This window comes from Streptomyces sp. LE64 (assembly GCF_052606915.1).
Map to the genome: position 1 here is coordinate 3,088,682 of NZ_CP199708.1, position 26,296 is coordinate 3,114,977.

The 26,296-nt window shown below is 72.0% G+C and carries 18 protein-coding genes, 2 tRNA genes and 3 pseudogenes; 9 read left to right on the forward strand and 14 right to left on the reverse strand.

Going from position 1 to position 26,296, the window contains the following annotated elements; genetic code table 11:
• Positions 1-106: 106 nt before the first annotated feature.
• Complete coding sequence (locus ACSMX9_RS14020) at positions 107-634, reverse strand: peptidylprolyl isomerase (protein ID WP_351243838.1); 528 nt, start codon at positions 632-634, stop codon at positions 107-109.
• Between the two features lie 230 nt (positions 635-864).
• Here ACSMX9_RS14020 and ACSMX9_RS14025 point away from each other — a divergent pair, with 230 nt between their 5' ends.
• Entirely contained in the window at positions 865-1,563 is a 699-nt protein-coding gene (locus tag ACSMX9_RS14025) for a DUF5324 family protein (RefSeq protein ID WP_445402655.1), read from the forward strand.
• A 589-nt stretch (positions 1,564-2,152) separates the two neighbouring features.
• Here ACSMX9_RS14025 and ACSMX9_RS14030 read toward each other — a convergent pair.
• Complete coding sequence (locus ACSMX9_RS14030; protein ID WP_445402656.1) at positions 2,153-2,731, reverse strand: DUF6344 domain-containing protein; 579 nt, start codon at positions 2,729-2,731, stop codon at positions 2,153-2,155.
• Positions 2,732-3,058: 327 nt separating this feature from the next.
• On the opposite strand from ACSMX9_RS14030, the gene ACSMX9_RS14035 reads away from it, so the two are divergent.
• Complete coding sequence (locus tag ACSMX9_RS14035) at positions 3,059-3,187, forward strand: DLW-39 family protein (RefSeq protein ID WP_003999697.1); 129 nt, start codon at positions 3,059-3,061, stop codon at positions 3,185-3,187.
• A gap of 147 nt (positions 3,188-3,334) precedes the next feature.
• Positions 3,335-4,726, forward strand: a complete 1,392-nt coding sequence (locus tag ACSMX9_RS14040; protein ID WP_445402657.1) for a hypothetical protein — start codon at positions 3,335-3,337, stop codon at positions 4,724-4,726.
• Positions 4,727-4,735: 9 nt separating this feature from the next.
• On the opposite strand, the gene ACSMX9_RS14045 is transcribed toward ACSMX9_RS14040, so the two are convergent.
• Together ACSMX9_RS14045 and ACSMX9_RS14050 are read right to left on the reverse strand one after the other, a co-directional pair.
• Positions 4,736-6,220 (reverse strand): serine/threonine-protein kinase, encoded by a 1,485-nt coding sequence (locus ACSMX9_RS14045; RefSeq protein ID WP_445402658.1) that lies wholly within the window; start codon positions 6,218-6,220, stop codon positions 4,736-4,738.
• A gap of 45 nt (positions 6,221-6,265) precedes the next feature.
• A complete protein-coding gene (locus ACSMX9_RS14050; RefSeq protein ID WP_351243848.1) occupies positions 6,266-6,814 on the reverse strand; it encodes a helix-turn-helix domain-containing protein in 549 nt (182 codons plus the stop codon).
• 175 nt (positions 6,815-6,989) lie between these two features.
• Between ACSMX9_RS14050 and ACSMX9_RS14055 the strand changes: the two genes are divergently transcribed.
• From ACSMX9_RS14055 to ACSMX9_RS14065, 3 genes and pseudogenes are all read left to right on the forward strand, one after another.
• A tRNA-Ala gene (locus tag ACSMX9_RS14055) sits at positions 6,990-7,062 on the forward strand.
• Between the two features lie 597 nt (positions 7,063-7,659).
• Positions 7,660-8,121 (forward strand): PhzF family phenazine biosynthesis protein, encoded by a 462-nt coding sequence (locus ACSMX9_RS14060; protein ID WP_445402659.1) that lies wholly within the window; start codon positions 7,660-7,662, stop codon positions 8,119-8,121.
• A 144-nt stretch (positions 8,122-8,265) separates the two neighbouring features.
• A pseudogene (locus tag ACSMX9_RS14065) lies at positions 8,266-9,604 on the forward strand (replication-associated recombination protein A).
• Positions 9,605-9,681: 77 nt separating this feature from the next.
• Here the strand turns inward: ACSMX9_RS14065 and ACSMX9_RS14070 are convergent.
• Complete coding sequence (locus ACSMX9_RS14070) at positions 9,682-10,077, reverse strand: RidA family protein (RefSeq protein WP_445402660.1); 396 nt, start codon at positions 10,075-10,077, stop codon at positions 9,682-9,684.
• Between the two features lie 140 nt (positions 10,078-10,217).
• On the opposite strand from ACSMX9_RS14070, the pseudogene ACSMX9_RS14075 reads away from it, so the two are divergent.
• Both ACSMX9_RS14075 and ACSMX9_RS14080 read left to right on the forward strand, forming a co-directional pair.
• Positions 10,218-11,180: pseudogene (locus ACSMX9_RS14075) on the forward strand (helix-turn-helix transcriptional regulator); the annotation flags it as partial.
• A 132-nt stretch (positions 11,181-11,312) separates the two neighbouring features.
• A pseudogene (locus ACSMX9_RS14080) lies at positions 11,313-12,269 on the forward strand (trans-sulfuration enzyme family protein); the annotation flags it as partial.
• 81 nt (positions 12,270-12,350) lie between these two features.
• On the opposite strand, the gene ACSMX9_RS14085 reads toward ACSMX9_RS14080, so the two are convergent.
• The 9 genes from ACSMX9_RS14085 to dnaA form a co-directional block, all read right to left on the reverse strand.
• Positions 12,351-12,424, reverse strand: a tRNA-Ile gene (locus ACSMX9_RS14085).
• 104 nt (positions 12,425-12,528) lie between these two features.
• Entirely contained in the window at positions 12,529-13,272 is a 744-nt protein-coding gene (locus ACSMX9_RS14090) for a DUF3566 domain-containing protein (RefSeq protein WP_366115941.1), read from the reverse strand.
• A 15-nt stretch (positions 13,273-13,287) separates the two neighbouring features.
• Entirely contained in the window at positions 13,288-15,906 is a 2,619-nt protein-coding gene (gene gyrA, locus ACSMX9_RS14095) for a DNA gyrase subunit A (protein WP_445402661.1), read from the reverse strand.
• A 42-nt stretch (positions 15,907-15,948) separates the two neighbouring features.
• The gene (gene gyrB, locus ACSMX9_RS14100) at positions 15,949-18,078 is read right to left on the reverse strand and encodes a DNA topoisomerase (ATP-hydrolyzing) subunit B (RefSeq protein WP_445402662.1); all 2,130 of its coding nucleotides are present in this window, start codon (positions 18,076-18,078) and stop codon (positions 15,949-15,951) included.
• A 430-nt stretch (positions 18,079-18,508) separates the two neighbouring features.
• Positions 18,509-19,021 (reverse strand): DUF721 domain-containing protein, encoded by a 513-nt coding sequence (locus ACSMX9_RS14105; RefSeq protein WP_445402990.1) that lies wholly within the window; start codon positions 19,019-19,021, stop codon positions 18,509-18,511.
• Positions 19,022-19,104: 83 nt separating this feature from the next.
• Positions 19,105-20,226, reverse strand: a complete 1,122-nt coding sequence (gene recF, locus ACSMX9_RS14110) for a DNA replication/repair protein RecF (protein WP_445402663.1) — start codon at positions 20,224-20,226, stop codon at positions 19,105-19,107.
• Between the two features lie 140 nt (positions 20,227-20,366).
• Positions 20,367-21,242, reverse strand: coding sequence for a phosphogluconate dehydrogenase (NAD(+)-dependent, decarboxylating) (gnd, locus tag ACSMX9_RS14115; protein WP_445402664.1), 876 nt, complete (start codon positions 21,240-21,242; stop codon positions 20,367-20,369).
• Between the two features lie 215 nt (positions 21,243-21,457).
• Positions 21,458-22,588, reverse strand: coding sequence for a DNA polymerase III subunit beta (dnaN, locus tag ACSMX9_RS14120; protein WP_445402665.1), 1,131 nt, complete (start codon positions 22,586-22,588; stop codon positions 21,458-21,460).
• A gap of 1,042 nt (positions 22,589-23,630) precedes the next feature.
• Positions 23,631-25,625: a chromosomal replication initiator protein DnaA gene (gene dnaA, locus ACSMX9_RS14125; protein WP_445402666.1), complete on the reverse strand. Its 1,995-nt coding sequence runs from the start codon at positions 25,623-25,625 to the stop codon at positions 23,631-23,633.
• A 531-nt stretch (positions 25,626-26,156) separates the two neighbouring features.
• Here dnaA and rpmH point away from each other — a divergent pair.
• Positions 26,157-26,294, forward strand: a complete 138-nt coding sequence (rpmH, locus tag ACSMX9_RS14130) for a 50S ribosomal protein L34 (protein WP_003956500.1) — start codon at positions 26,157-26,159, stop codon at positions 26,292-26,294.
• Positions 26,295-26,296: the final 2 nt, after the last annotated feature.

The following is a 26,296-nucleotide window of genomic DNA, read 5'->3' on the forward strand; positions in this document are numbered from 1 at the left end:
CCCCTCCATCCAACTCGTCCGAAGGCATGCGGGGGCCCGGACGGACGGCCCCGCCCTTCCATGACGGACGGACGGGGCCGTTTGTTCCCGGGCGCCGCCCGGGGCGTCAGCGCGTCTCGACGACGACCGACTCGATGACCATGTCCTGCACGGGACGGTCGGTGCGCGGGTTGGTCTGGGTGCCCGCGATCAGGTCCACGACCTTCTTGCTGGCGTCGTCCGCGACCTCACCGAAGATGGTGTGCTTGCGGTTCAACCAGGCCGTGGGCTCGACCGTGATGAAGAACTGCGATCCGTTGGTGCCCGGACCCGCGTTGGCCATGGCCAGCAGGTACGGACGGTCGAACTGGAGGTCCGGGTGGAACTCGTCCTTGAACTGGTAGCCGGGGCCACCGGTGCCGTTCCCCAGCGGGTCGCCGCCCTGGACCATGAATCCGGGGATGACCCGGTGGAAGACCGTGCCGTCATACAGCCGGTCGGTGGACCGCTTACCGGTCGCCGGGTGGACCCACTCGCGCTGGCCCTCGGCGAGCTCGACGAAGTTCTTGACCGTCTCGGGCGCGTGGTTGGGCAGGAGCCGCACCACGATGTCGCCTTGGTTGGTCTTCAGGGTGGCGTACAGCTGCTCAGCCACGATCTGCCTTCCGTTGTCCTCTGTGACGTTCCGATCCTCGCACGAGCCGGCACGCACCGAGACCGGCCCCGCCCGGATCATGGGCTTCCGCCGGGGGAGGCATGACCCGGATGCCCCTTCTCACATGCCGGTGCGCGGGACGACAGGCATGATCCCCATAAGGGCGGAAAGGCGAACGGTGACGCGCTGGGGGGCACCCCAGGCTTTCCGCCACCGAGGAGGAGGTTCTCGTGACCCGCATCGACAGCGTGCGCGCCGCGACCGGTTCCGCGAAGGACAGCGTGCTGCACGCCGCGGAAGCGGTGGCGCCCTACGCGGACACGGCCAAGGAGCGAGCCGTGCACTACGCCCACTCAGCCCGGGTGCGAGTGGCGCCCAAGGTGTCTTCCGCGGCCCAACTGGCAGCCGATCAGGCGCGTGTCCAGTACGTGGCCCATCTGGCGCCCCGCATCGAACAGGCCCGTACCCATGTCCCCCCGAAGGTCGACCACGTGGCGCACGAGGCCACTGCACGTGCCCGGGTCGCCGCCCGCCAGGCCGCGGAGTACTCCCGGCCCCGGCTCCAGCACGCGGTGGCCGCCGCCGGCCCGGCGCGGGACGAGGCCGCCTCCCGCGGGGTGGCCGCACTCGCCGCCCTCCGGGGACAGGTCTCCGCGGACGAGGTGCACCGACTGATCCGACGGTCCGCCCGGCGCTCCCGGGCCCGACGGGTGGGGAAGGGCGTCCTCTTGCTGGGCGTCACCGCGGGTGTCGCCTTCGCGGTCTGGAGGTGGTGGGACAGCCAGGCCAACCCGGACTGGCTGGTGGAACCCCCCGCGGCGACGGAGGTGCCGGAGACCGCGGACGTGGATTCCCCCTCGGCACTCGACCCCGAGGTGGAGGCCAAGCAGGCGCAGACGGACGCCGCCTCGGACTCCGACCGCGAGTGAGCCCCGGGCGCGGCGTTTCACGTGAAACGCCGGGCCTGCGCTCCACGTCCGCCGAAAGCGCCCTTCGGGCCAGGTCGACTTCGTTCGGGGAAGGGGCGGGCGGGGTCACGGGGGTCCGGGGCGGCCGGGCACGCGGAAGGTCGCGTCCCGGCGGGAACGCTTGGGGGGTGCGGCGCCACGGGGGAGGGAACGCAACAGCGGCTCACCGCTGGGCGGGGGCGTGCGGTCCCGTGCGGGCGTCTGCGGGGGTGGCTCAGTCCGTTCGTCGTCGGGGTGTCGGGATCGTCGTCGTCCCGAGTTCCCGGTCCATCCGTCAGCGGCTACTGCGGGTCGGTGCCGTCGTCATGAGGAGCGGTGGGTGCGGGGGCGGTCCGCACGACCGGGAGTCCGAGGGTCGGGCTCCGGTCCGTAGGCAGTCGGTCCGTGGGCAGCCGGTCCGTGGGCAGCCGGTCCGTAGGCCGTCCGCGGGGTCCGGGTCGTACGGCGGGGGCTGTCGGGGGCGCACGACGCCGCCGGGTTCACACGGGGCCGGACGCACGACGGGGAGGGCGAGGGGGAGAACCGGATGCGCGGGGCTCGCGCCGGGTGCTCAGGAAGCGGCGGCAACGAGCGGTCCCGGTACGGCGGGAGCGTCCGGACCGGTGGGGCCCGACGGGACGAGGCCGTGGCGACCTTGGCGGGCGGAGCCGTGGGGGCGCGGCAGCGGAACCGCGCCGGAGTTGCCCCGGACGTTGGCCGGGGCGCTCACGGGAGCCTGGTCCGGGGAGGACGCGGGGAGCTGTGCGGGGATCAGCGGACGGGACGGGGCCTGTGCGTCGCGGTGCGGTGCGGGTTCCCGGAGGCCGGGATCGGCGAGGGCGGCGTTGACCATCTCGGTCAGGGCCGCGTCGAAGTCCTGGGACGCGGTGCAGGCGCGGCAACTGGGGGAGGAGCCGTGCGCCTCGGCCCGGATCCGTTGCTTCATCGTCGGTGGCAGGGACCTGAGCTGTCGTCCGGGCGCCGCCGCCGGGACCCGGGCTTCGCGCACGGTCGGGGCGGGGTGGCGGGTGGCCTCGGTCCGCACCACCGGGGTGGCTGCGGCGGGGGAGGCGAGCCCCAGGGCGGCGAGCACCGCGACGATCGCGGCGACGAGCGCTGTCCACAGCGCCGCGAGCTTGTTGCTGACCATGATTCCTCACTTTCGGGTTGGGCGATTTGCGTACTTTCCTCATCATGTGTATGCGGAGCCGAGAGGGAAGGACCGACGGGGAGTGGCGCCGCGATCGTCAGATGAACACCACACGGATGGAGTCATTCGCCCGGAAAAAACCCCTCATGCGGCGAACATCCCCATGTGGTAGAGCAAGAGCGGAGCGCAGCCCTCCGCGGAACCCGCGTCGGGACGCCCCTCCCGGCGGCGGTCCACAGCTCCCCGGTAGGTCACCGATCGGTATCGACCGGTGTGTATAGTCGGGCGCCAGAGGTCCCCTACGTCAACGAAAGACGAGGTCGCGCGGTGAAGAAGCTTCTCCTGGTCGCCCTGGCCGCCATCGGCGGGCTCCTCGTGTACCGCCAGATCCAGGCGGATCGCGCCGAGCAGGACCTGTGGACGGAGGCGACCGACTCCGTGCCCACGGGTTCGTGATCAACCACAACCTTCACTCCGAAGGCCCTGGCCAACCGAACGGCCGGGGCCTTCGTGCGTTCCGGTCGGGTGGCGGCCGGGGCGCCGGATCGCACGGGTGGCACGGTCGCCGCGGGCGATGACTCCGGCCGACGAGGGGATGGGCGCGTGAGGGCGCGGCTGGCGAAGCTGTGGTACCGCGGGTTCGGGGGGATGGTGGCCGCGGGGACGGTGCTGTGCGCGGCGGTATCCGCCACCGGCCCGGCGGCGGGCGCACCACGGGAACGGCCCGAACCATACGCGTTCGCCCCGGACGCCCGCTCGGTCGAGGGGGCGTCCGGGACCGCCCAGGCCCGGCGCCTGGCACCCGGCAAGACCTACCGGAGCGTGCTGCCGAAGGCCGGCAAGCGCTACTTCCGACTGGAACTGGGGGCGACGGAGAACGCCTACGTCTCCGCGACGGCCGTTCCCGCCCCCGGTACCGAGGTCACCTTCAAGGACGGCTACTCCCTCGCGGTGGAGAACGGCGACGGCATCACCTGTCGCTCCGCCCGCGCCCGCTTCGGCTCCTCCGAGAGCCCCCGTCCGCTCACCGCCTGGGCGGCGCGCACGACCGGTCCGGGCTCCGGCAGTTGTCGGAACGCGGGCCCGTACTACGTGGTGGTCGAGCAGGAGGGCGAGGCCCCGCGGACCGCCTGGGACCTGGAGCTGCGGTTCTCCGCGGAACCGCAGCTCAGCACGCCGGGCCCGAGCGAGGCCCCGACGCCCGAGGCGTCCCTCTCGCCCGCCCCGGTGGCGGGCGCGGCCTCGACCCGGGCGGGCGGCAGCGGCTTCGCGACCGCCCCCCGGCTGGCGCACGGCGTCTGGCAGGACCACATCCGGCCCGGGCAGACCCTCTACTACCGGGTGCCCGTCGACTGGGGCGAGCGGCTCTCCGCCCACGTGGAACTCGGTTCGCTCACCGACGGGGTGGCCGGGCCGGACGGACCCGACGGACCGGACGGCCCCGGCGGCGGTCGGGGCCTGGGCAGGTTCGTGCCCTCCGCACTGGTCGTCGACCTGTTCAACCCTGCCCGGGGCCCCGTCGACCAGGTCCAGAGCAGCTACGACGGCAAGCAGAAGGTGGCCGCCCTCGGGACGCTGCCCCCGGTGCGGTACGAGAACCGGTTCGCGGGTTCCGACCGGGTCAACGGCATGCGGTTCAGCGGACGGTACTACCTGGCCGTCCACCTGCGGGCCGCCGTGGCCGAGCAGTTCGGGGACGAACGCATCGGGGTGAAGCTGCGCCTCGGCGTCAAGGAGGCCCCCGCCGGCTTCGGCCCGGTGCCCGTGTACGACGGGCAGCCCCTGCCCGCCGAGGAGTTCCGACCCGCCGCCGAGGAGGAAGCGCCGGAGCCGGGAACGGACGGCCCCACCGCCTCCGCGTTCGCCCGGGGACCCGTGATGCGAACGGTGGCCTTCGCGGCGTTCGGCACCGGGACGGCGCTGGTGCTGGTGCTGGTGGTGTGGACGGTGGTGGCCCGGCGCGGGTCACCGGGCGCCGGCGCACCCCGGACCTAGGGCGACGGCTCAGGCCCGGGACAGGGCCCACAGACCCACGGCGAAGCAGATCAGCGCCAGCACGAGCAGCGGCACGGCGACCGTCGCCGGCGGCCCGGGCCGCCGGCGACGGCGGTGCCCCCGGGGAGGCTCCGCCGTCCCGGGAAGCCCCCCGCCGGCGCCGTCCGCCGGGCCGGGGCGAGGACCGCGGAGCGCCCGACCGCCCTGCCCGTCCGCCGTGTCGGCCTCGGCGAGGCCGACCGGATCGGCGGGAACGGGCCGGGAGTACGGGGGATAGCCGTCGTACGGCCCCGCCACGGCCCGCCCGGCGACCGCCGCCGGGACCGGCGGCCGGGCAACGGGCGGCAGCGCGGGCTGCGGCGGGTGCGCCGGCGGCGGGACGTACGGGTCGTGGACGGGCAGCGGCGGATGGGGGTGCGCCGCTGCGGGCGGTTGCGCGGGGGCCCCCGGCGGGGCGAGGGGATAGCCGTCCGCCGTGGGGGTGCGCGGGTCGGGGGCCGCCGGCGGGGGCGCGCCCGGGGCGAAGGCGCCCCCGGCGCGGGCGCCGGGGGTGTCCGGGCCGTGCGGGAAGGCGCGGAAGGCGTCGGGGACGCGGGGGAGCCCCGAGGCCCGTGCCTCGGGGCCCTCGGGGCCGAAGCCGGGCGGCAACTCCGCGATCTGGTGGAACACCTCCACCACTTCCTCGTCCGGCCCGGGCTCCGGCAGCATCTCCGCGGCCGAGGCCAGGGCCTTGCGGGCGCCGGTCGCGGTACGGAATCGACCGTCCGGATCGGGTTGGACCAGCCCCGCGATGACCTGCCACAGGGGCTCGTCCACCCCGAGCGGCGCCGAGGGGGTGCCGTGCTCGGTGAAGTGCTCGATCAGCGCCTTGGCGTCCGGTTTGGCGCCCGTGAGCAGGTAGAGGGCGACGAGACCGACGGCGAACAGGTCGGCGGGGAAGTCGGGTTCGGCCCCCAGCAGTTGCTCGGGGGCGAAGTAGCCGGGGGTGCCCACCACGTAGTCGGTCTCGGTGAGCCGCGGCTCGCCCTTGCGCATCGCGATGCCGAAGTCGGACAGCCGCAGATGGGGACGGCCCGCGCCGGTGGGCTCCAGCAGGATGTTCGCCGGCTTGATGTCCCGGTGGACGACGTCCTCCGCGTGCACGGCCGCGAGCCCGGCGAGCAACTGGTCCAACAGGGTGCAGACCAGCCGGGGCGGCAACGGCCCGTAGTCACCGATGAGATGGGCCAAGGAGCCGCCGGCGACGAGGTCCATGGTGAACAGGACCTTGTCGTCGTCGGCGGCCCAACTGGCGGGGGCCAGCACATGGGGGTGGTCGATGCGGAGCGCCTGCTCGCGCACGAACCTCAGCAGGGTGTGGGCGTCGCTCTGTTGGAGGACCTTGGCGGCCACGTACCGGCGCCGCCGGTGGTCCCAGGCGCGCCAGACCGCGCCCACTCCCCCGCGTCCGATCGGATCGACCAGTTCGTACCGGCCGGCGAAGACCTCGCCCATCGTCCTTCGTCGCTCCCCGTGTGGTGCCGCCGGCCGGGCGGCGGCTCAGCTCTGGTGTGCCTGGTAATGGGCGACCGCGTCCGCGGTGCGTCCGGCACCGTAGACCCGGAGGAACTCCGCCAGCTCGGGGTGGGTGGGTGCCAGGGAGTTCGCCGCGTCGATGATGTCGCCCGCCGCGGAGACCGAGCGCAGCAGCGACTGGATCTCGCGGACGACGCGCTTGACGGTGGGCGCACCCGAACTGTGGGTGGGCTGCGAGGTGGTGCTCAGCACCGAACCCCCCTGGGACTTCTTGATCTCGTCCATCCGCTCGGTGGCCTCGCCCGCGCTGACGCTGCCGTCCGCGACCTGGGCGGCGAGGTCCTGGAGCAGTTGGACGCGCTGCACGACCGCCGGGTTGCCGATCTTGGCGCGTTGCCCGCTCATCAGCTGCGACAGCATGGGCGCCGACAGGCCCAGCACGCCGGCCAGCCGGGCCTGGTTCAGACCGAGGTCCTCGATCAGCCTGCGGAAGAGGGCGCCCAACGGCTCCCCGTACCAGTTCCGCTGGAGCTCCCTCGCTCTTGCGGTGGCTTCCTGCTGCGCGGCGTCCATTGCGTCTCCCCATCGCTTCCCCAAGAACCGCGGTTCGCTGTCGCGAAGCGCGTGCGAGCATCCTACGGAGAGTGGTCGTTCCCGGGGACCCCAAACCTTTTGCGGAATTCCGGGGGTGACCCGGTACCCTGTTCCACGAGCGGATGGGCCCGACCGGGCGATCCGTCTCCCCCACGGGGCCTTAGCTCAGTTGGTAGAGCGCTGTCTTTGCATGGCAGATGTCAGGGGTTCGACTCCCCTAGGCTCCACTCGATAGCCTCCCTGACCTCATTTTCGCAGGTCAGGGGGGTTTCTCTTATGGTCTCCCGAACTGCTGCCGTGCCGGCGCGGGTGCCGTTGGCCCGCCTCGCCCCGCGGCCGGCCATCCGGGGGCGCGGGAGGAGCCGCCGCACCGGGAAGCCCGACGCCGACGAGAGCCGTGCGGAGCCACCTCCGGGCGGCCCCCGACGAGGGGTTCACCGAGAAGGACCGGTCCCACAGCGCGAGCCGGGCCGAGCCCGCGAGACCGTCGTCCGGGACGGCGAGGTCACACCCGTCCCGGCCCCGTTGGCAGCCCGACCGCTGCGGCCACAAGCCATTTCCCGTGGGGCAGGAATACGAAATTCCCCTTCCCCACCCGCCGACCGGGTCGGCGCCTGCGTGATCGTGGACGAACTCGTCTACTCGGCCCGCGACGTGACCAAGGTCGACGCCCGCCCGGGCGGTTACGAAGTCACCGGCGGCCACGGCGGAGTCGTCGCCGACCTCGGAGGCTACGGCCCCCGCAGCTCACCTACCTCCCGGTCCGCAGGCACACCCACCGCTCGGAACTGCGCCTCACCGTGCTGCCCGAGAGGGTGACCGGCGTGACCGGGTGCCTGGACACCACCGCCCTCGGCCTCGCGGACACCGGCAGCAGCCTGCCGATCGAGGTCTACGACAACGGGCCGCGGCACGTGTTCGTCGGCCTTGACGACCTGCCTGCGCTCTCCGCTCTGGAGCCGGACCAGAAGGCCCTCTCCCGGCTACCCGACATGGCCGCCAACTGCTTCGCCGGCTCTGGCACCCAGTGGCGGCTGCGCATGTTCTCGCCCGCCTACGGCGTGGTCGAGGACGCCGCCACGGGCTCGGCTGCGGGCTCGCTCCCGGTACGCTTGGCCCGGCACGGAATGATCCCGTTCGGAGAGTGGATCGACATCCGCCAGGGGGTCGAGATGGGGCGCCCTTCGACGATGCGCGCCCGTGTGACGGGGACTCCGGAGCAGATCGATTCGGTTCAGGTAGCGGGGTCCGTCGTGGTCGTCGCCCGGGGCACGCTGTACGTGTAGCCCCCGGGACGGTTTGACCGAACTGCCCCAGAGTGGAAGGCCACAGCGCATGCGCCCCAGAGCACCGTCTCCCGCCCGAACCGGGCACGACGAAGTGCCGTGCGCCGAGGCAGCGGGGAAGTGACGGCCGCCGGGGACGACGGGTTGTTCGCCTTACCGACCCCGGACGGCCCTCCGGCCGCCGAGCCCGCACGTGCCGCCCACGCGCTGGCGGCACGGATGCGGCCGCGCACACTCGCCGAGTTCGTCGGCCAGACGCACCTGCTGCGCCCCGGCACTCCGCTTCGGCGGCTCGCCGAGGGCGGGGAGGCGGCTTCGGTGCTGCTGTACGGCCCGCCCGGCACCGGAAAGACCACCTTCGCACGGCTGCTCGCCGCCACCGCCTCCCGGCACTTCGTCGCGCTCTCGGCGCTGTCCAGCGGAGTCAAGGAACTGCGCGACGTGATGACGGGGGCGCTCCGTCGCCAGGAGCGCCAGCAGCAGCGAACGGTGCTGTTCGTCGACGAGGTGCACCGCTTCTCCCGAACCCAGCAGGACGCGCTCCTGGGCGCCGTCGAGGACAGGCTCGTGCTGCTCGTCGCGGCCACCACGAAGAACCCGTCCTTCTCGGTGGTGTCCCCGCTGCTCTCCCGTCTGCTGGTGCTCCAGTTCCAGCGCCTGACCGAGGACGAACTCCGCGGGCTGCTACGCCGGGCGGTGCAGGACGCACGCGGTCTCGACGGTTCCGTCACCCTGGCACCGGCAGCCGAGGACGTCCTGGTCCGCCTCGCGGCCGGTGACGCCCGCAGCGCGCTGACCGCGTTGGAGGCGAGCGCCGACGGAGTGACCGGCACCGGCGACACGGTGGTCGACGTCGCAGCAGTGGAGCGGGCGGTCGCCGAAACCGCCGTGCGCTACGACCGGCAAGGGGACCAGCACCACGACGTCGTCAGCGCCTTCATCAAAGTCGATCCGCGGCTCGGACCCCGACGCCGCGCTCCACTACCTGGCCCGCATGCTCGTGGCCGGGGAGGACCCGCGTTTCATCGCCCGCCGGCTGGTGGTACACGCCACCGAGGACATCGGTCTCGCCGACCCCACGGCACTCCAGGCGGCTGTCGCCGCGGCTCAGACGGTGCAGCTCATCGGCATGCCCGAGGCTCGCCTCGCCCTGGCCCAGGCCACCGTGCACCTGGCCGTGGCACCGAAGTCGAACAAGGTGATCGTCGCGATCGACGAGGTGATGGCCGAGGTACGGGCGGGTGTCGTCGGCGAGATCCCCGCTCACCTCCGGTACAGCCGCTACGCGGGTGCCCGGGAGCTGGGCAACGGCGTCGGCTACCGCTACCCCCACCGCGCCCCCGCAGGCGTGTTGGAACAGCAGTACCCGCCGGACGATCTGGTGGGGAAGGACTACTACCGACCCACGCGGCACGGCGAGGAGCACGCCCTGGCCGAACGCCTCGGCCGGCTCCGACGTGCCGTCCGCGGCGAGGAGGAGTAGCGCCGGTCGGCCGTGGCCGTGTCCCGGCACGCCGAAGTGCCGGCCTCACGGGGGGCGAGGCCGGCACCCGGCCGCGGTCAGATGACCGCGGTGCCTTCCAGCTCGATCATCTGGCCGGGAACGGCCAGCCTCGCCACACCGAGCATGGTGGTGGTCGGCGCGACGCCGGCGGCGCCCAACCGGCCCGCCAACACGCCGTAGTGCTGGAAGAGGAGGTCGACGTCAGTCGTGTAGACGTTCAGCCGGATCAGGTTGGCCAGGGTCATACCGGCCTCGGCGAGCACCGCCTCGACGTTGTCGATGCTCAACGCAAGCTGCGCCGCCATGTCTCCCTGGTGTTCCGGCTTGCCCTCCTTGCTCATCGCCGTCTGACCGGAGATGTACAGGGTGCGGGAATGGCCGGAGACGACCTCTCCCTGGTTGAAGCCCATGTCGATCGACCACGACACCGGGTTGACCGCGTTACGTTCCATTGACGTGCCCGCTCCATTCGGCTCACCTGGATAACCGGACGTCCAACGACGCGGAAGCCACCGGGTCGTTGGACGTCGTGGGCCATGAGCCTGCCGACAAGACATGACACCCGTGGTCATGTATTTCGTGAGGACTTCGCATGCGCGCCGACCGGTTGGTCTCTCTGGTCCTCCTGCTCCGCCAGCGCGGGCGGATGACAGCGGACGCACTCGCCCGTGAGCTGGAAGTCTCCACAAGAACGGTGCTGCGCGACATGGAGGCACTCTCCGTGGCCGGCGTGCCCGTCTACGCCGAGCGCGGCCGGCACGGCGGATTCGCCCTGCTGCCGGATTTCCGGACGGCACTCACCGGCTTGACCCACGACGAGGCACTCGCCCTGCTCGTCGCCGGATCACGGCGCGGCGGGCAGCTGTTCGGCCTCGGCTCGGCACTCGCCTCGGCCATACTCAAGGTGATCGACGCCCTGCCCGAGAACCTGCGGGACAACGCGGCCGGAGCGGCGCAACGATTACTCGTGGACCCGGAGACCGACCTCCTCTCCCGCCGGGTGGCCCCCGAGGAACTCTCCGAGGCCGTCCTGGCCGAGGTCCGGGACGCGGTGCTCACCGGACACAGGCTGCGCATCCGCTACGAGGCCGTGGGCCAAGGGCCGAAGTGGCGGACGGTGGACCCGATCGGCCTGGTCACCATTCGCGAGCAGGGCTATCTGCTGGCCAAGCGGACCGGTGAGGACCGCACGTACCGGCTGTCCCGGGTGCTCGCCGCCGAGAAGCTCGGCGAACCCACGCACCGCCCGGACCCGGTCGACCTGGACCAGGCATGGCAGGAACGCAAGGCGCGGTTCCGGAGCGGTGGCGACCGGCTCGCCGTTCTGGTGCGGGTGAAACCGGCCCATCGCGAGCGCTTGGTCGGCACCGTGCTGGCCATCCGATCCGAAGAGACCGACCCGGACGGCTGGACCCGCCTGGACGTGGTCTTCCAGGACTCCCGCCACGCGGAGTGGGCACTGTGGGACCACGCCCTGGGCACGGAGGTGCTCGCCCCGACGTGGCTCCGCGCCTCCCTGCACGAGCGCGCCGTGACGGTCGCCTCCCGCTACGCCCTCGTCCGACCGCCCGGCGGTTCACCCCGCCGGCCGACTCCGCCGTACTCCCACGAACGCACCGGCGCCAACCTCGCCTCCCTCGCGGTCCATTCGGGCGACCTCACCGGGCTCGCCCCCCAGGCGCTGGAGACCGCTCTGGCCGACCTGGAGGACGGCGTCGCCGCACTGGCCACCACCACCGGTGCGGCGGCCCTCGACGGCGTGCTCGCCTGTCACCTGCGCCCGGGCGACCACGCCATCGCGCAGTGCTCCCCGTACGGCGGCGGCCGGGCGCGGTTCCGCGCGCTGGAGCGCACCCGCGGCGTGCGGATCAGTTACGTCTCGGGCCGCAGCACCCGGGAGGTCGCCGAGGCGATCCGCCCCACGACCCGTCTGCTGTACCTGGAGACCCTCGCCAGCCCGTCGGCGGACGTCTGCGACCTGTCCGCCATGACGTCGCTCGCGCGCGGGGCCGGACTCACCACGGTGGTGGACAACACCTTCGCCTCCCCGGTGCTGTGCCGACCGCTGCACCACGGGGCGGACGTCGTGGTGCACCTGACGACCGCTTACATCAGCGGCCACACCGACATCACCGGCGGTGTGGCCGTCTTCGCCGACGAGCAGCGGCACCACCGGGTCCGCGGCCGGATCCGCGCCCTGGGCGAGGAGGCCGACCCCTTCACCGGCTGGCTCACCCTGCGCGGTCTGCGCACCCTGTCGCTCCGGATGCGCCAGCACTGCCAGAACGCGGGCGCCCTGGCCCTGCGCCTGGCCGCGCACCCCGCGGTGGTCGCCGTCCACTGGCCGGGCCTGCCCGACCACCCGAGCCACCGGGTGGCCTCCCGGCTGCTGACGGACCACGGCGGACTGCTCGCCTTCGAGGTCGACGGCGGCCACGGGGCCGCCCGCCGGTTCGTCGACCGGGTGACCCTGGCCCAGTCGAGCACCGCCCTCGGCGGCATGGAGACCCGGGTCCACCATCCGGAGGGCTCCGTCCTGCGCGCGGTCGGCGCGGGCGAGGGAACGGTCCGGGTCTCGGTGGGCATCGAGGACCTCGACCACATCTGGTCCGACTTCGTCCACGCGCTCCCCTCGCCCTGGTAGCGGAGGGCTCCCGGCGCGGGTCGCCCGCCGGGGCGGTACGCAGAAGGCCCCCGGACCGATGGTCCGGGGGCCTTCACGCTGTGGGGCTAACAGGATTTGAACCTGTGGCCTCATCCTTATCAGGGATGCGCTCTAACCAACTGAGCTATAGCCCCTCCGCGCGCTGCGCTGACCTCTGAAGATTAGCGCACGACGCGCCCAGTCCCAAAATCGGTGGTCGGCCCCCGGGCGGGGGCCGTGGGCACCGGCTCCGCCGGGGCTACTCGTCCTCGGCGAGGGTCAGCTCGATGCCGCCGACGAAGCCGGCGGAGAGGTTGTAGATGAAGGCGCCGAGGGTGGCCAGCGCGGTGGCGAGCACCACGTCGATCACCGCGATGATGCTGGTGAACATCAGCACCCGTGGCAGCGACAGGAACGACTGGAGGTCGAAGCCGTTCGACTCGTTGGAGCCGGTGGCCTCCGAGATCGTGCCGCCGACCGTCGAGAACACGCCCATCGCGTCCATGACCATCCACAGCACGGCCGCGGCGATGACCGTGCAGATCCCGAGGGCGATGGAGAGCAGGAAGCTGACCTTCATCACGGACCACGGGTCGGCCTTGGCGACCCGCAGCCGCGCCTTGCGGGTGCGGGGCGTGGTGCGCGCACCGGTCCGCGGCCGGCGGACGGCGTCCCCCGGGGTCGTCTGGTACGCCTGGGGCGGGTGGTAGGGCTGGGCGGGCTGCTGGGGGCGTTCGCCCGGCAGCGGGCCCTCGGCACCGGTGGTGCCGCCGGTCGCGGTGGTGGCTCCCGCGGAGGACCCTCCCGGGTACCCCTCGTGCTGCTGGGTCCGGGGACCTCGGGTGTCCGTCACAGTTCCCCCCTGGGAGACGTGGGATTCTTCGTCGGACGCGGGAGGACCCGCGGCGGAGCCCCGGGCGCCGTCCTCACCGGCGCGCGTGCCGGTGGGTGCGGCGGACCGGGTCGGTCGACCCGCCGCCCCGGCGCCCGTGGCTCCGCTCACGTGTCCCTCCTCGCGCTACTCGGCCGCGGGCACCGTGCCCTCGTCCGTGCCCCGGTCCGCACCGCTGGTGCCCGTGACCTCGGCTGCCGCACCGGTGCCCACACCGTCCTCGGCGTCCTCACCGTCGACCTCTTCGGCCTCACGACCGGCCTCGGCGTTGCGCGCGATGCCGACCACGGCGTCGCGCTTGCCCAGGTTGATCAGTTGGACGCCCATGGTGTCACGGCCCGTCTCCCTGACCTCGTTGACTCGCGTGCGAATCACACCGCCGCCGAGCGTGATGGCGAGGATCTCGTCCGTCTCCTCGACCACCAGCGCACCGACCAGCGAACCGCGGTCCTCCACGATCTTGGCGGCCTTGATGCCGAGGCCGCCGCGCCCCTGGACGCGGTACTCGTCGACGGGGGTGCGCTTGGCGTACCCGCCGTCGGTGGCGGTGAAGACGAACGTACCGGGCCGGACGACGTTCATCGAGAGGAGTTGGTCGCCCTCGCGGAAACTCATGCCCTTCACCCCGGAGGTGGCCCGCCCCATCGGGCGCAGCGACTCGTCCGTCGCGGTGAACCGGATCGACTGGGCCTTCTTGCTGATGAGCAGCAGGTCGTCGTCGGCGGAGACCAGTTCGGCGCCGATCAGCTCGTCGTCGGAGCCGTCCTCGGTCTCTCGCAGGTTGATCGCGATGACGCCGCCGGAGCGGGGCGAGTCGTAGTCCTTCAGCGGGGTCTTCTTGACCAGCCCGGCCTTGGTGGCAAGCACCAGGTAGGGCGCCGCCTCGTAGTCGCGGACGGCGAGGATCTCGGCGATCGCCTCGTCCGGCTGGAAGGCCAGCAGGTTGGCGACGTGCTGACCGCGGGCGTCCCGGCCGGCGTCCGGGAGTTCGTACGCCTTCGCCCGGTAGACCCGCCCCTTGTTGGTGAAGAACAGCAGCCAGTGGTGGGTGGTCGAGACGAAGAAGTGGTCGACGATGTCGTCTTCCTTGAGCTTCGTCCCGCGCACGCCCTTGCCGCCCCGCTTCTGGGAGCGGTAGTCGTGGGTCTTGGTCCGCTTGACGTAGCCGCCGCGGGAGATGGTGACGACGATGTCCTCCTCGGCGATCAGGTCCTCAATGGACATGTCACCGTCGAAGGGCACCAGCTGGCTGCGCCGGTCCTCGCCGTACTTCTCGACGATCGCCGCGAGTTCCTCGCTGATGATGCCGCGCTGACGCACCGGCGAGGCGAGGATCGCGTTGTACTCGGTGATCTTCGCCTGGAGCTCGTCGTGCTCCTGGATGATCTTCTGGCGTTCCAGGGCGGCGAGCCGGCGCAGCTGCATCTCCAGGATGGCGTTCGCCTGGATCTCGTCGATCTCCAGCAGCCCCATCAGGCCCGAGCGCGCCACGTCCACGGTGTCGCTGCGCCGGATGAGGGCGATGACCTCGTCGATGGCGTCCAGGGCCTTCAGCAGGCCGCGCAGGATGTGGGCGCGCTCCTCGGCCTTGCGCAGCCGGAAGCGGGTGCGCCGGACGACGACCTCGACCTGGTGGTTCACCCAGTGGCGGATGAACGCGTCCAGCGAGAGGGTGCGCGGCACCCCGTCGACCAGGGCCAGCATGTTGGCGCCGAAGTTGGCCTGGAGGTCGGTGTGCTTGTAGAGGTTGTTGAGGACGACCTTGGCGACCGCGTCCCGCTTGAGCACGATGACCAGGCGCTGGCCGGTGCGGGAGCTGGTCTCGTCGCGGACGTCCGCGATCCCGCCGATCCTGCCGTCCTTGACCAGGTCGGCGATCTTCTGGGCGAGGTTGTCCGGGTTGACCTGGTAGGGCAGCTCGGTGACCACCAGGCACTGGCGGTTCTGGATCTCCTCGACCTCGACCACCGCGCGCATGGTGATGGAGCCGCGACCGGTGCGGTACGCCTCCTCGATGCCCTTGCGGCCGACCACCAGGGCGCCGGTCGGGAAGTCCGGGCCCTTGATCCGCTCGATCAGCGCGTCCAGCAGTTCCTCGTGGCTGGCCTCCGGGTGCTCCAGGCACCACTGGGCGCCGGAGGCGACCTCGCGCAGGTTGTGCGGCGGGATGTTGGTGGCCATGCCGACCGCGATGCCGGCGGCACCGTTGATCAGCAGGTTGGGGAAGCGGGCCGGCAGGACGGTCGGCTCCTGGGAGCGGCCGTCGTAGTTGTCCGTGAAGTCGACGGTCTCCTCGTCGATGTCCCGGACCATCTCCATGGACAGCGGCGCCAGCTTGCACTCGGTGTAGCGCATGGCGGCGGCCGGGTCGTTGCCCGGGGAGCCGAAGTTGCCGTTGGAATCCACCAGCGGCATCCGCATCGACCACGGCTGCGCGAGGCGGACCAGCGCGTCGTAGATCGAGGAGTCGCCGTGCGGGTGGTAGTTGCCCATGACGTCGCCGACGACGCGGGCGCACTTGTAGAAGCCCTTCTCGGGCCGGTAGCCGCCGTCGTACATGGCGTACAGCACGCGGCGGTGCACGGGCTTGAGGCCGTCACGGACGTCCGGCAGCGCGCGCGACACGATGACGGACATCGCGTAGTCGAGGTACGAGCGCTGCATCTCCGTTTCGAGCCCGACGGGCTCGATGCGCACCGTGGTGCCCTCGGTGTCGGGAGCGCCTGCGGGGTTCTGGTCGGTCATTGCTGGTGCGGGTCCTTTCTGTGCGGTCGGACGGAGACCGACTCAGATGTCGAGGAAGCGGACGTCCTTGGCGTTGCGCTGGATGAACTGGCGACGGGCCTCGACGTCCTCGCCCATCAGGACGGAGAAGAGGTCGTCGGCCTGGGCGGCGTCGTCCAGGGTGACCTGGCCGAGGACGCGGTGCTCGATGTCCATGGTGGTGACCCGCAGCTCCTCGGCGTTCATCTCGCCGAGGCCCTTGAAGCGCTGGATCGAGTCCTCCTTGATCCGCTTGCCGCTCTGCCGGCCCAGGTCGATCAGGGCGTCCCGCTCCCGGTCGGAGTAGGCGTACTCGAAGTCGTCCCGACCCCACTTGATCTTGTAGAGCGGGGGGCGGGACAGGTAGACGTGCCCGGCCTCGACCAGCGGACGCATGAAGCGGAACAGGAAGGTCAGCAGCAGGGTGTTGATGTGCTGGCCGTCGACGTCGGCGTCCGCCATCAGGATGATCTTGTGATAGCGGAGCTTCTCGATGTCGAAGTCCTCGTGGACCCCGGTGCCGAAGGCCGAGATCAGCGCCTGGATCTCCTGGTTGTGGAGGATCTTGTCGATCCGGGCCTTCTCCACGTTCAGGATCTTGCCGCGGATGGGCAGGATGGCCTGGTACATCGGGTCCCGGCCGGACTTGGCCGAGCCGCCGGCGGAGTCGCCCTCGACGATGAAGATCTCGCACTTGGTGGGGTCGTTGGACTGGCAGTCGGAGAGCTTGCCGGGCAGCGAAGCGGTCTCCAGCAGGCCCTTGCGCCGGGTCAGGTCGCGCGCCTTGCGGGCCGCCACCCGGGCGGTGGCCGCCTGGATGCCCTTGCGGATGATGTCCGCGGCCTCGTTGGGGTTGCGGTCCAGCCAGTCGTTGAGGTGCTCGTAGACGGCCTTCTGGACGAAGGTCTTGGCCTCCGTGTTGCCCAGCTTGGTCTTGGTCTGGCCCTCGAACTGAGGCTCGCCGAGCTTGACCGAGATGATCGCCGTCAGGCCCTCGCGGATGTCGTCGCCGGTGAGGTTGTCGTCCTTCTCCCGCAGCAGCTTCTTGTCCCGCGCGTACTTGTTGATCAGCGAGGTCAGGGCCGCCCGGAAGCCCTCCTCGTGGGTGCCGCCCTCATGGGTGTGGATGATGTTGGCGAACGAGTACACGCCCTCGCTGTAGCCGCTGTTCCACTGCATGGCGACTTCGAGGGAGAGGCTCTTGTCCTTGTCCTCCGCCTCCAGGTCGATGACGGTCTGGTGGACCACCTCGCCCTTGCGGGAGTTGAGGTACTTCACGAAGTCGACGATGCCGCCCTCGTAGTGGTACGTCACCGTGCGGGCCTGGGCGTCCGTGTCGTCGCTGGGTTGGCCGGTGTCCGCCCCGCTGGTGGCCTTGGCGGAGTCGCGCTCGTCGGTGAGCCGCAGGGTCAGGCCCTTGTTGAGGAAGGCCATCTCCTGGAAGCGCCGGGAGAGCGTCTCGAAGGAGTACTCGGTGGTCTCGAAGACGTCCGGGTCGGCCCAGAAGGTGACCGAGGTGCCCGTCTCCTCCGTCGCCGCGCCCCGCGCCAGCGGCGCGGTGGGGACGCCCGTCTTGTAGTCCTGCGTCCAGTGGTGGCCGTCCGTCTTGATCTCGACGGAGACCTTGCTGGAGAGCGCGTTCACCACGGAGACGCCCACGCCGTGCAGACCGCCGGAGACCGCGTACCCGCCGCCGCCGAACTTGCCGCCGGCGTGCAGCACCGTCAGCACGACCTCGACGGCCGGCTTGCCCTCGGAGGGCACGATGCCGACCGGGATGCCGCGGCCGTTGTCGACCACCCGCACCCCGCCGTCGGCGAGGATCGTGACGTCGATGGTGTCCGCGTGCCCGGCCAGCGCCTCGTCCACGGAGTTGTCGACCACCTCGTACACCAGGTGGTGCAGACCCCGCTCACCGGTCGAGCCGATGTACATGCCGGGGCGCTTGCGGACGGCGTCCAGACCTTCGAGGACGGTGATCGCACTCGCGTCGTACGACGCGCCGTCCGCCGCGGGGGCGTCGGGCGCTGCGGGTACGACCGGGTCGGCCGGTGCGGAGCCGGCGGCCCCGGCGGGTTCGCCGGTTCCGGTGGACGGGATGTTCTCGTTGGGGTTGCCGGAATCGGCCACGAAGCGCCCTTTCTGGCACAGCACAAGCCAGGCTCCCGGCAATGGCCGGAGCGGCTGCGGCGTGTTGCGTTGGTAAGCCTGTATCAGCGTTGCTCGGTGTGTGTCCCACGAGTGGGGCGGGATTGTCCTCCAGTCTACCGGTAGCGCTGACAGTGATGGGGCTTTGCAGGTGCCTGAGTCCGCATGTGCCGCCCTGAACCGGTCTCTTCTGACTCCCCATATGCGCCCCCGGGGCTGAAGTGGTCCAGAGCGGCACTCAGCGCTTCGGCCCGTCAACCACCAGCAACCGTCGGCGACAGCCGCCCCGCCCCGGACCCGACCGGCGCCGGCGAACCCGGCGCACCGCGGGTCCAAACGGGCCGCAGCGGCCCAGGAAAGCGCCCTTCACCTGCGGAAACGTAGACGTCGCGGCTGCCCGGCCGGACGGTGCGGCACGGGACGGGCGGCCCGCGGCTCAGCCGTAGGTGTCCCCGGGCCCGCTGCTGCCCGGCGCCCGCAACGGACCGTAGCGGTGGCCCGGGCCCACCGGACCCACCACCTTGATCAACTTCACCGTGCCGTGGCCCAGGTCCTCGTTGAGCCGGGCCAGCACCTGCGGGGTCAGCAACCGCAGCTGGGTCGCCCACGCGGTGGAGTCGCACTGCACCACCAGCACCCGCGCCTCCTCGTCGTACCGCTGCGGAACGCAGTGCTTGGCGAGGTCCTCCCCGACGAGCTGGGGCCAGCGCCCCATCACCCCGCCGACCGCCGCCGGAGCCTCCCAGCCCCGCTCGGTGATGAGCCGGTTGATGGCCGCACCGAGCGCCATCGGGTCCCGCCCGTCCCCCCGCGCACCGGAGCGCAGCCCGCCCCGCCGCGCCTGCCGCCGCTGGGCCGTGGCGTCCCCCCGGGCCCGCGCCTGCTCCTTCGCCGCCCGCAGCGCCACCCGGGCGAGGTCCACCCCGCTCGGCCCGCCGGCGGGCGCCACGGGCGGCGGGCCGGCCGCCGGGGCGGGGGCCGCGGGAGCGCCGAAGCCCGGCGCTCCGGACCCGGCAAGGTCGCCGAAGCCGTTCACCGTCGCTCCACCCCGCCCCCGGCCACCGCGTACCGGGCGCCGGTGAGCACCCCGGGCACGTCCTCCTCCACCGCCGCCGTCACCAGGACCTGTTCGCCCGGGGCCACCAGGTCGGCGAGGCGCTCCCGACGTCGCGCGTCGAGTTCCGCGAAGACGTCGTCCAGCACCAGCACCGGCTCGTTGCCCTCGGCGCGCAGCAGTTCGTACGAGGCGAGCCGCAGGGCCAGCGCGAACGACCAGGACTCGCCGTGGCTGGCGTACCCCTTCGCGGGCAGCCGGCCGAGCCTCAGCACCAGGTCGTCGCGGTGCGGCCCGACCAGGGTGACGCCGCGCTCCACCTCCTGTTTGCGGGCCTCGCCCAGCGCGTCCAGGAGTTGCCCGTACAGCTCCTCCCGGCCGGCCGCCGGCCCCGGCGCGGAGCACTTGTACTCCAGTGCGAGGGGCCCGCCGCCAGGGGCGAGCTGTTCGTAGGCCTTGTCGGCCAGCGGTTCGAGGGCGGCGACCAGGTCCGTCCGCTGGGCGAGGAGTTCGGCACCGGCCCGGGCGAGGTGCTGGTCCCACACGTCCAGGGTCGACAGGTCCGCGCCGCGCCCGCCGTGCCGGCGGGCGAGCGCCGCCGACTTCAGCAGGGTGTTGCGCTGCTTGAGGACGCGTTCGTAGTCCGCACGCACACCGGCCATCCGCGGGACGCGCGCGGTGACCAGTTCGTCGAGGAAGCGCCGGCGCTCGCCCGGGTCGCCCTTCACCAGCGCGAGGTCCTCCGGCGCGAACAGCACCGTGCGCACGATGCCCAGCACGTCGCGGGGCCTGACCTGCGAGGAGCGGTTGACGCGGGCGCGGTTGGCCCGACCGGGGTTGATCTCCAGTTCGACGAGCTGCTGCCGATCGCCCTGCCGGACCGCGGCCCGGACCACGGCCCGTTCGGCGCCCATCCGCACCAGCGGGGCGTCCGAGGCGACCCGGTGGCTGCCGAGGGTGGCGAGGTAGCCGACCGCTTCGACCAGATTGGTCTTGCCCTGCCCGTTGGGGCCCACGAACGCGGTGACGCCGGGGTCGAGCGGAACCTCGACCCCGGCGTACGAACGGAAGTCGACCAACGACAGGTGCGTGACGTGCATGGTCGCGGCCGACCTCCCTCGGTGCGGTGGCCCCGCGGCGGCGGAGCGGCGACGGGGGCGGAACGACCCCGGTCGCGAACGGTTGTCAGACGGCCCCGGTGCGGGCCCGCGGGGCGCGCGGCCCGCCCGGAGGGGCCGGGTCAGGCCTTCTCGACCGCGTGGCCGCCGAACTGGTTGCGCAGCGCGGCGATCATCTTCATCTGCGGCGAGTCGTCCTGGCGGGAGGCGAAGCGGGCGAACAGCGAGGCGGTGATCGCGGGCAGCGGCACCGAGTTGTCGATCGCGGCCTCGACCGTCCAACGGCCCTCGCCGGAGTCCTGGGCGTAGCCCCGCAGCCCTTCGAGGTGCTCGTCCTCGTCGAGGGCGTTGACCGCGAGGTCGAGCAGCCAGGAGCGGATCACGGTGCCCTCCTGCCAGGAGCGGAAGACCTCGCGCACGTCGGTCACCGACTGCACGGCCTCCAGCAGCTCCCAGCCCTCGGCGTACGCCTGCATCATCGCGTACTCGATGCCGTTGTGGACCATCTTGGCGAAGTGGCCGGCGCCGACCTTGCCCGCGTGGACCGAGCCGAACTCGCCCTCCGGCTTGAGCGCGTCGAAGATCGGCTGGACCTTGGCGACGTTCTCCTTGTCGCCGCCGTACATCAGCGCGTAGCCGTTCTCCAGGCCCCAGACGCCACCGGAGACCCCGCAGTCCACGAAGCCGATGCCCTTGAGGCCCAGCTCCACCGCGTGCTTCTCGTCGTCCGTCCACCGCGAGTTGCCGCCGTCGACGACCACGTCGCCGGGGGACAGGAGCGCGGCCAGCTCGTCGATGGTGGACTGGGTGGCGGCGCCCGCCGGGACCATCACCCACACCACGCGCGGGCCCTTGAGCTTGCCCACCAGCTCTTCGAGGCTGTGGACGTCGGCGAGGTCCGGGTTGCGGTCGTATCCGATGACGGTGTGGCCGGCGCGGCGGATGCGCTCGCGCATGTTGCCGCCCATTTTGCCGAGGCCGACGAGACCGAGCTCCATCAGTGGTTCCTTAAAGTCGCGATGTGGCGTGCGGACACAGTGGTGTTCCTGCGCCCGACCCTACGCCCGCGGCCTTGTGCACAGCTGTGGGTACGGCCGCTCATACGTATCCCCACCTGCGGATCTTCCCCCTGGTGGCGGCCCGGCCCCGGGGACCGGACGCAGCTGCGGCGTCCTCGGGTCCACCGGGCCGGCACCGGCCGGGGCGTGCCGGGTCAGCCGGAGAGGCGGACCGGCATGATCAGGTACTTGTACGCCTCGTCCGCCTCGGCGTCCACCGCGGGACGGCCGCTGAGCAGGGCGGGCTTGGTGGAGGTCGTGAACGACAGCTGGGCCACCGGGGAGTCGATGGCGCTGAGCCCGTCGAGGAGGAAGGTCGGGTTGAAGGCGATGGAGATGTCATCGCCCTCCAGCACCGCGTCGACCCGCTCCACGGCCTGGGCGTCGTCGCTGGAGCCGGCCTCCAGGATCAGCACGCCCTGCTCGAAGCTCAGTCGCACCGGGGTGTTGCGCTCGGCCACCAGGGCCACGCGCTTGACTGCCTCCACGAAGGGGGCGGTCTCGATCACGGCGACCGAGTTGAACTCGGTCGGGAACAGCGTGCGGTACTTCGGCAGGTCGCCCTCCAGCAGCCGGGTGGTGGTGCGGCGGCCGGCGCCCTCGAAGCCGATCAGGCCCTCGCCCGAGCCGGAGCCGGACAGGGCGATGGTGACGCTGTCCCCGCTGGTCAGCGCCTTCGCGGTGTCCAGCAGGGTCTTCGCGGGCACCAGGGCGACCGCGGAGGAGTCCGGGACCTCGGGCTTCCACAGGAACTCGCGCACCGCGAAGCGGTAGCGGTCGGTGGAGGCCAGGGTGACCGTGTCGCCCTCGATCTCGATGCGCACGCCGGTGAGCACCGGGAGGGTGTCGTCGCGGCCGGCGGCGATGGCCACCTGGGCCGCGGCGGCGGCGAAGACCTCGCCCGGCACGGTGCCGGTCGCGGACGGCATCTGCGGCAGCGCCGGGTACTCCTCCACCGGCAGGGTGTGGAGGGTGAAGCGGGAGGAGCCGCAGAGCACCGTGGCCCGAACCCCGTCGGTGGAGATCTCCACCGGGCGGTTGGGCAGGGCGCGGCAGATGTCGGCGAGCAGTCGGCCGGAGACCAGGACGGTGCCGTCCTCCTCGATCTCCGCGTCGACCGAGACCCGTGCGGAGACCTCGTAGTCGAAGCTGGAGAGGCTGAGGGCGCCGTCCTCGGCCTTCAACAGAAGGCCGGCCAGGACCGGCGCCGGGGGACGGGCCGGGAGACTGCGCGCCGCCCACGCCACTGCTTCCGCGAGTACGTCGCGTTCCACCCGGATCTTCACCTAAGCCCGCCTCCTGTGTTGCTGGCCGCTCGCGCCCCGTGGGGGTCGTCCCGCTGTCCGTGCGGCGGTGCCGTTCGTCGCCCCGCCGTTTTCGTCGTCCCCAGGGTGGGGAGGACTCCGGGACCAGTCTGACTCACCGGACTGACAGTAGGTGCCGCTCGCGGTCAAGTCGCGCGAACGGCTCGCGGGCCGCCGGAGCCGAGTTGTCCACACCCCAGGCTTCGAAGCGAATTCCCCGGTAACTCTAGTCGGTAGTAGTAGTAGGGCCTGTGGATACCGTGGATAACCCCGTTCGCGCAGCTCAGCAGCGGTTTTTTGTCCACCGGGCCTGTGGGCGGTGGGGGTGGATAACCTCGCCTCGCTGTGGACGACCAGAAGTTGTGCACACCCCATGCACAGGGAGGGCCGGGTTCTCCCCAGCGCCGTCCCCAGTTTTGCCCCCGTTCCCCACAGGGCAACCCGCCACTTCGATGTGACGCCTTTCACTCGCCACGGTGACGAGGCGCGTTGGGTTGCCGAACAGTGGACAGCGCTGTGGAGAAGCCCCTCGGAGCTGGGGACAACCGGCGCTGAGCTGTGGGCGAGCGGTGGACAACGGGGTGGGGCCCTCGGGGCGCGATCGCTTGTCCACATCCTGTGGAGAGTGGTTGTCCACGAATCCACACCCCCGTGAGCTGGGCTGATGATCGTCACCGGGCACAGCCTGTGGACACCGTTGGGATAACTCCGCAGTCCCCAAGGTGTGGAAACGAAAAAGTCCCCTGATCTGTGGAGAACACCCGTAACCCCCCGTGGGATTCGAACAGCCGCGGCCGGGGCGCCCGGCCGCGGTCGCCCCGGCCGTCGGGCGTCCGGCTCCCTCCCTGGGGCTCCGGAGGCCGTCCCCCGGGCCCGGACGGCCCCGGACCGCGGTCGGCCCCGGGCCCCGGACCGCGGTCGCCCCGGTCGCCGTGGAAGGCCCCGGGGCAGGGCCCGTGCGGCCGGACACGACGACGCCCGCACCCGTGGGGCACACGGGTGCGGGCGTGGGTACCGCCGGGGCTCAGCCGTTCTTGATGCGGTTGGTCAGCTCGGTGACCTGGTTGTAGATGGACCGCCGCTCGGCCATCAGCGCCCGGATCTTCCGGTCCGCGTGCATCACCGTCGTGTGGTCGCGGCCCCCGAACTGCGCCCCGATCTTCGGCAGCGACAGGTCCGTCAGCTCCCGGCACAGGTACATCGCGATCTGCCGCGCGGTCACCAGCACCCGGCTGCGGGAGGACCCGCACAGGTCGTCCACCGTCAGCCCGAAGTAGTCGGCGGTCGCCGCCATGATCGCCGTCGCGGTGATCTCCGGCGCCGAGTCCTCGCCGCCGGGGATCAGGTCCTTCAGCACGATCTCGGTCAGCCCCAGGTCCACCGGCTGCCGGTTCAGCGAGGCGAAGGCGGTCACCCGGATCAGGGCGCCCTCCAACTCGCGGATGTTGCGGGAGATCCGGGAGGCGATGAACTCCAGCACCTCCGGCGGAGCGTTCAGCTGCTCCTGGACCGCCTTCTTGCGCAGGATCGCGATCCGCGTCTCCAGCTCGGGCGGCTGCACATCGGTGAGCAACCCCCACTCGAACCGGTTGCGGAGCCGGTCCTCCAGGGTCACCAGCTGCTTCGGCGGCCGGTCCGAGGAGAGCACGATCTGCTTGTTGGCGTTGTGGAGGGTGTTGAAGGTGTGGAAGAACTCCTCCTGGGTCGACTCCTTGTCCGCGAGGAACTGGATGTCGTCGACCAGCAGGATGTCCATCTCGCGGTAGCGCTTGCGGAAGCTGTCGCCCTTGCCGTCGCGGATGGAGTTGATGAACTCGTTGGTGAACTCCTCGGAACTGACGTACCGCACCCGGGTGCCCGGGTAGAGGCTGCGTGCGTAGTGCCCGATCGCGTGCAGCAGATGGGTCTTCCCGAGGCCCGACTCCCCGTAGATGAAGAGCGGGTTGTACGCCTTCGCCGGGGCCTCGGCGACCGCCACCGCCGCGGCGTGCGCGAACCGGTTCGAGGCGCCGATGACGAAGGTGTCGAACAGGTACTTGGGGTTCAGCCGGGCCGTGGGCTCCCCCGGACCGCCGGTGGACTGGCCGCCGCCGGGCACACCGCTCCCGGTCGGCCCGCCGTGCGGCACCGGCGCACCGGGACGCCGGGGCGGGCCGCCGGGCCCGCCGCGCCCCTCGGACGGGGACGCCGGGGCGTCGAAGCGGCCCGGTCCCCCGTGCGGAGCCTCGGAGGGCTCCCCGCGCTCGCCGGGGTGGCCCGCCCGTCCGGGGGCGCCCTCGTACGGGCGGCGCCGCTGTTCGTACGGCGGGCGGTCCCCGTCGTAGGCCGGCCGCTCCTGGTCGTAGGGCCCGTGCTCGCCCTCGTACGCGGAACGGTCCGGGGCGTAGCCGGTCCGCTCCGGTGCGCCGCGGTAGTCGAGCTCCTGCTGGCCGGGGGAGGCGTAGGGATCGCGCTCCGGGAAGCCGAGCCGCTGCTGGCGCCAGCCGTAGTCGTCCTGCGGACGGGGCCAGGCGCCCGGCTCGGGGCGCTGGTAGTCCGGATAGGCGGGGCGCACGATCGGCAGCTGGTCGGCCCGGCGGCCCGGGTGCTGCTCCCCTGCACCCGGCTGGTCCGAGGGTCCGCCCGGGTGCTCGTCCGGGGCCCGACGGCCGTAGCCGTCGTACGGGTCCCGGTGCGGACGGGCGGGGGGCTCGGGCTCCTCGTAGCGCTGGGGCGGGACGGGCGCCGCGGTCGGCTCGGCGCCGGCGGACTCGTCGACGGTGATCGCGATCCGGATGGGGCGCCCGCACTCCCGGCTCAGCGTCTCGCTGACGATCGGGGCGAGCCGGCCCTCCAACACGTTCTTGGCGAACTCGTTGGGCACGGCCAGCAGCGCGGTGTCGAGCACCAGCGCCAGCGGCTGGCACCGCTTGATCCAGTGCTCGTCCTTCGTCTCGACCCCCTGTCCGCGACCCTCCCCGAGGAGTTGTTCCAGTACGCGTGGCCACACTGCGGCAAGATCGGCAGGTACGTCAGCCACGGGGCACGCTCTCTCACGGGTCCCCGGCGGTCTTCGGGGACGGGTTGGAAGGAAACTCGGGAGATCGAGGGCCCGGAGTCGGCAGGCCGGGAACGATCGGGCGGGGCGGGAGGTCCGGCCGTTGGACGAGACGGAGACGAATCGGGGTCAAGTCACGGTAGTCAGGGCGACCGGTGCGGTTCAAGTTGTTGTCCACAGGCTGTGCACAGTGTCCCCCAGTCTGCGGCAGCGAGGGGACACGCTGCCACCGCGGAGCCCGGAACCCCGGGCCCTGCGGCCCCGACGACCGCGCCGGCCCGCCCCGGGTGCGGCCTCCGGACCGCTGGTTTGACCTGACGGTCCGGCCGCGCGTACCGTAACCAGGTCGAGTTGTCGATGGCTGCTGCCGCCTGCCTCCGATGGGCACAGATCACCTCTCAGTGATCGTGAAAGCGGTGCACTCGGGCGTAATACGAGCTTCTCGTGGGCGCACGGTGACAGCCAGGCGGCAACGGTCCCCGACAACCACCGAGTCATTTCTGGAGCCCCCGAGTGAGCAAGCGCACTTTCCAGCCGAACAACCGTCGTCGCGCCAAGACCCACGGCTTCCGGCTGCGGATGCGCACCCGTGCCGGCCGCGCGATCCTCGCGTCCCGCCGTAGCAAGGGTCGCGCCCGCCTGTCCGCCTGATC

What these genes read in the sequence shown, in the direction of transcription:
- ACSMX9_RS14070 (WP_445402660.1), bottom strand. Translation starts at nt 10,077, where the DNA reads ATGGAACGTAACGCGGTCAACCCGGTGTCGTGGTCGATCGACATGGGC.
- ACSMX9_RS14050 (WP_351243848.1), bottom strand. Translation starts at nt 6,814, where the DNA reads ATGGACGCCGCGCAGCAGGAAGCCACCGCAAGAGCGAGGGAGCTCCAG.
- ACSMX9_RS14045 (WP_445402658.1), bottom strand. Translation starts at nt 6,220, where the DNA reads ATGGGCGAGGTCTTCGCCGGCCGGTACGAACTGGTCGATCCGATCGGA.
- gyrA (WP_445402661.1), bottom strand. Translation starts at nt 15,906, where the DNA reads ATGACCGACCAGAACCCCGCAGGCGCTCCCGACACCGAGGGCACCACG.
- gnd (WP_445402664.1), bottom strand. Translation starts at nt 21,242, where the DNA reads ATGGAGCTCGGTCTCGTCGGCCTCGGCAAAATGGGCGGCAACATGCGC.
- recF (WP_445402663.1), bottom strand. Translation starts at nt 20,226, where the DNA reads ATGCACGTCACGCACCTGTCGTTGGTCGACTTCCGTTCGTACGCCGGG.
- ACSMX9_RS14030 (WP_445402656.1), bottom strand. Translation starts at nt 2,731, where the DNA reads ATGGTCAGCAACAAGCTCGCGGCGCTGTGGACAGCGCTCGTCGCCGCG.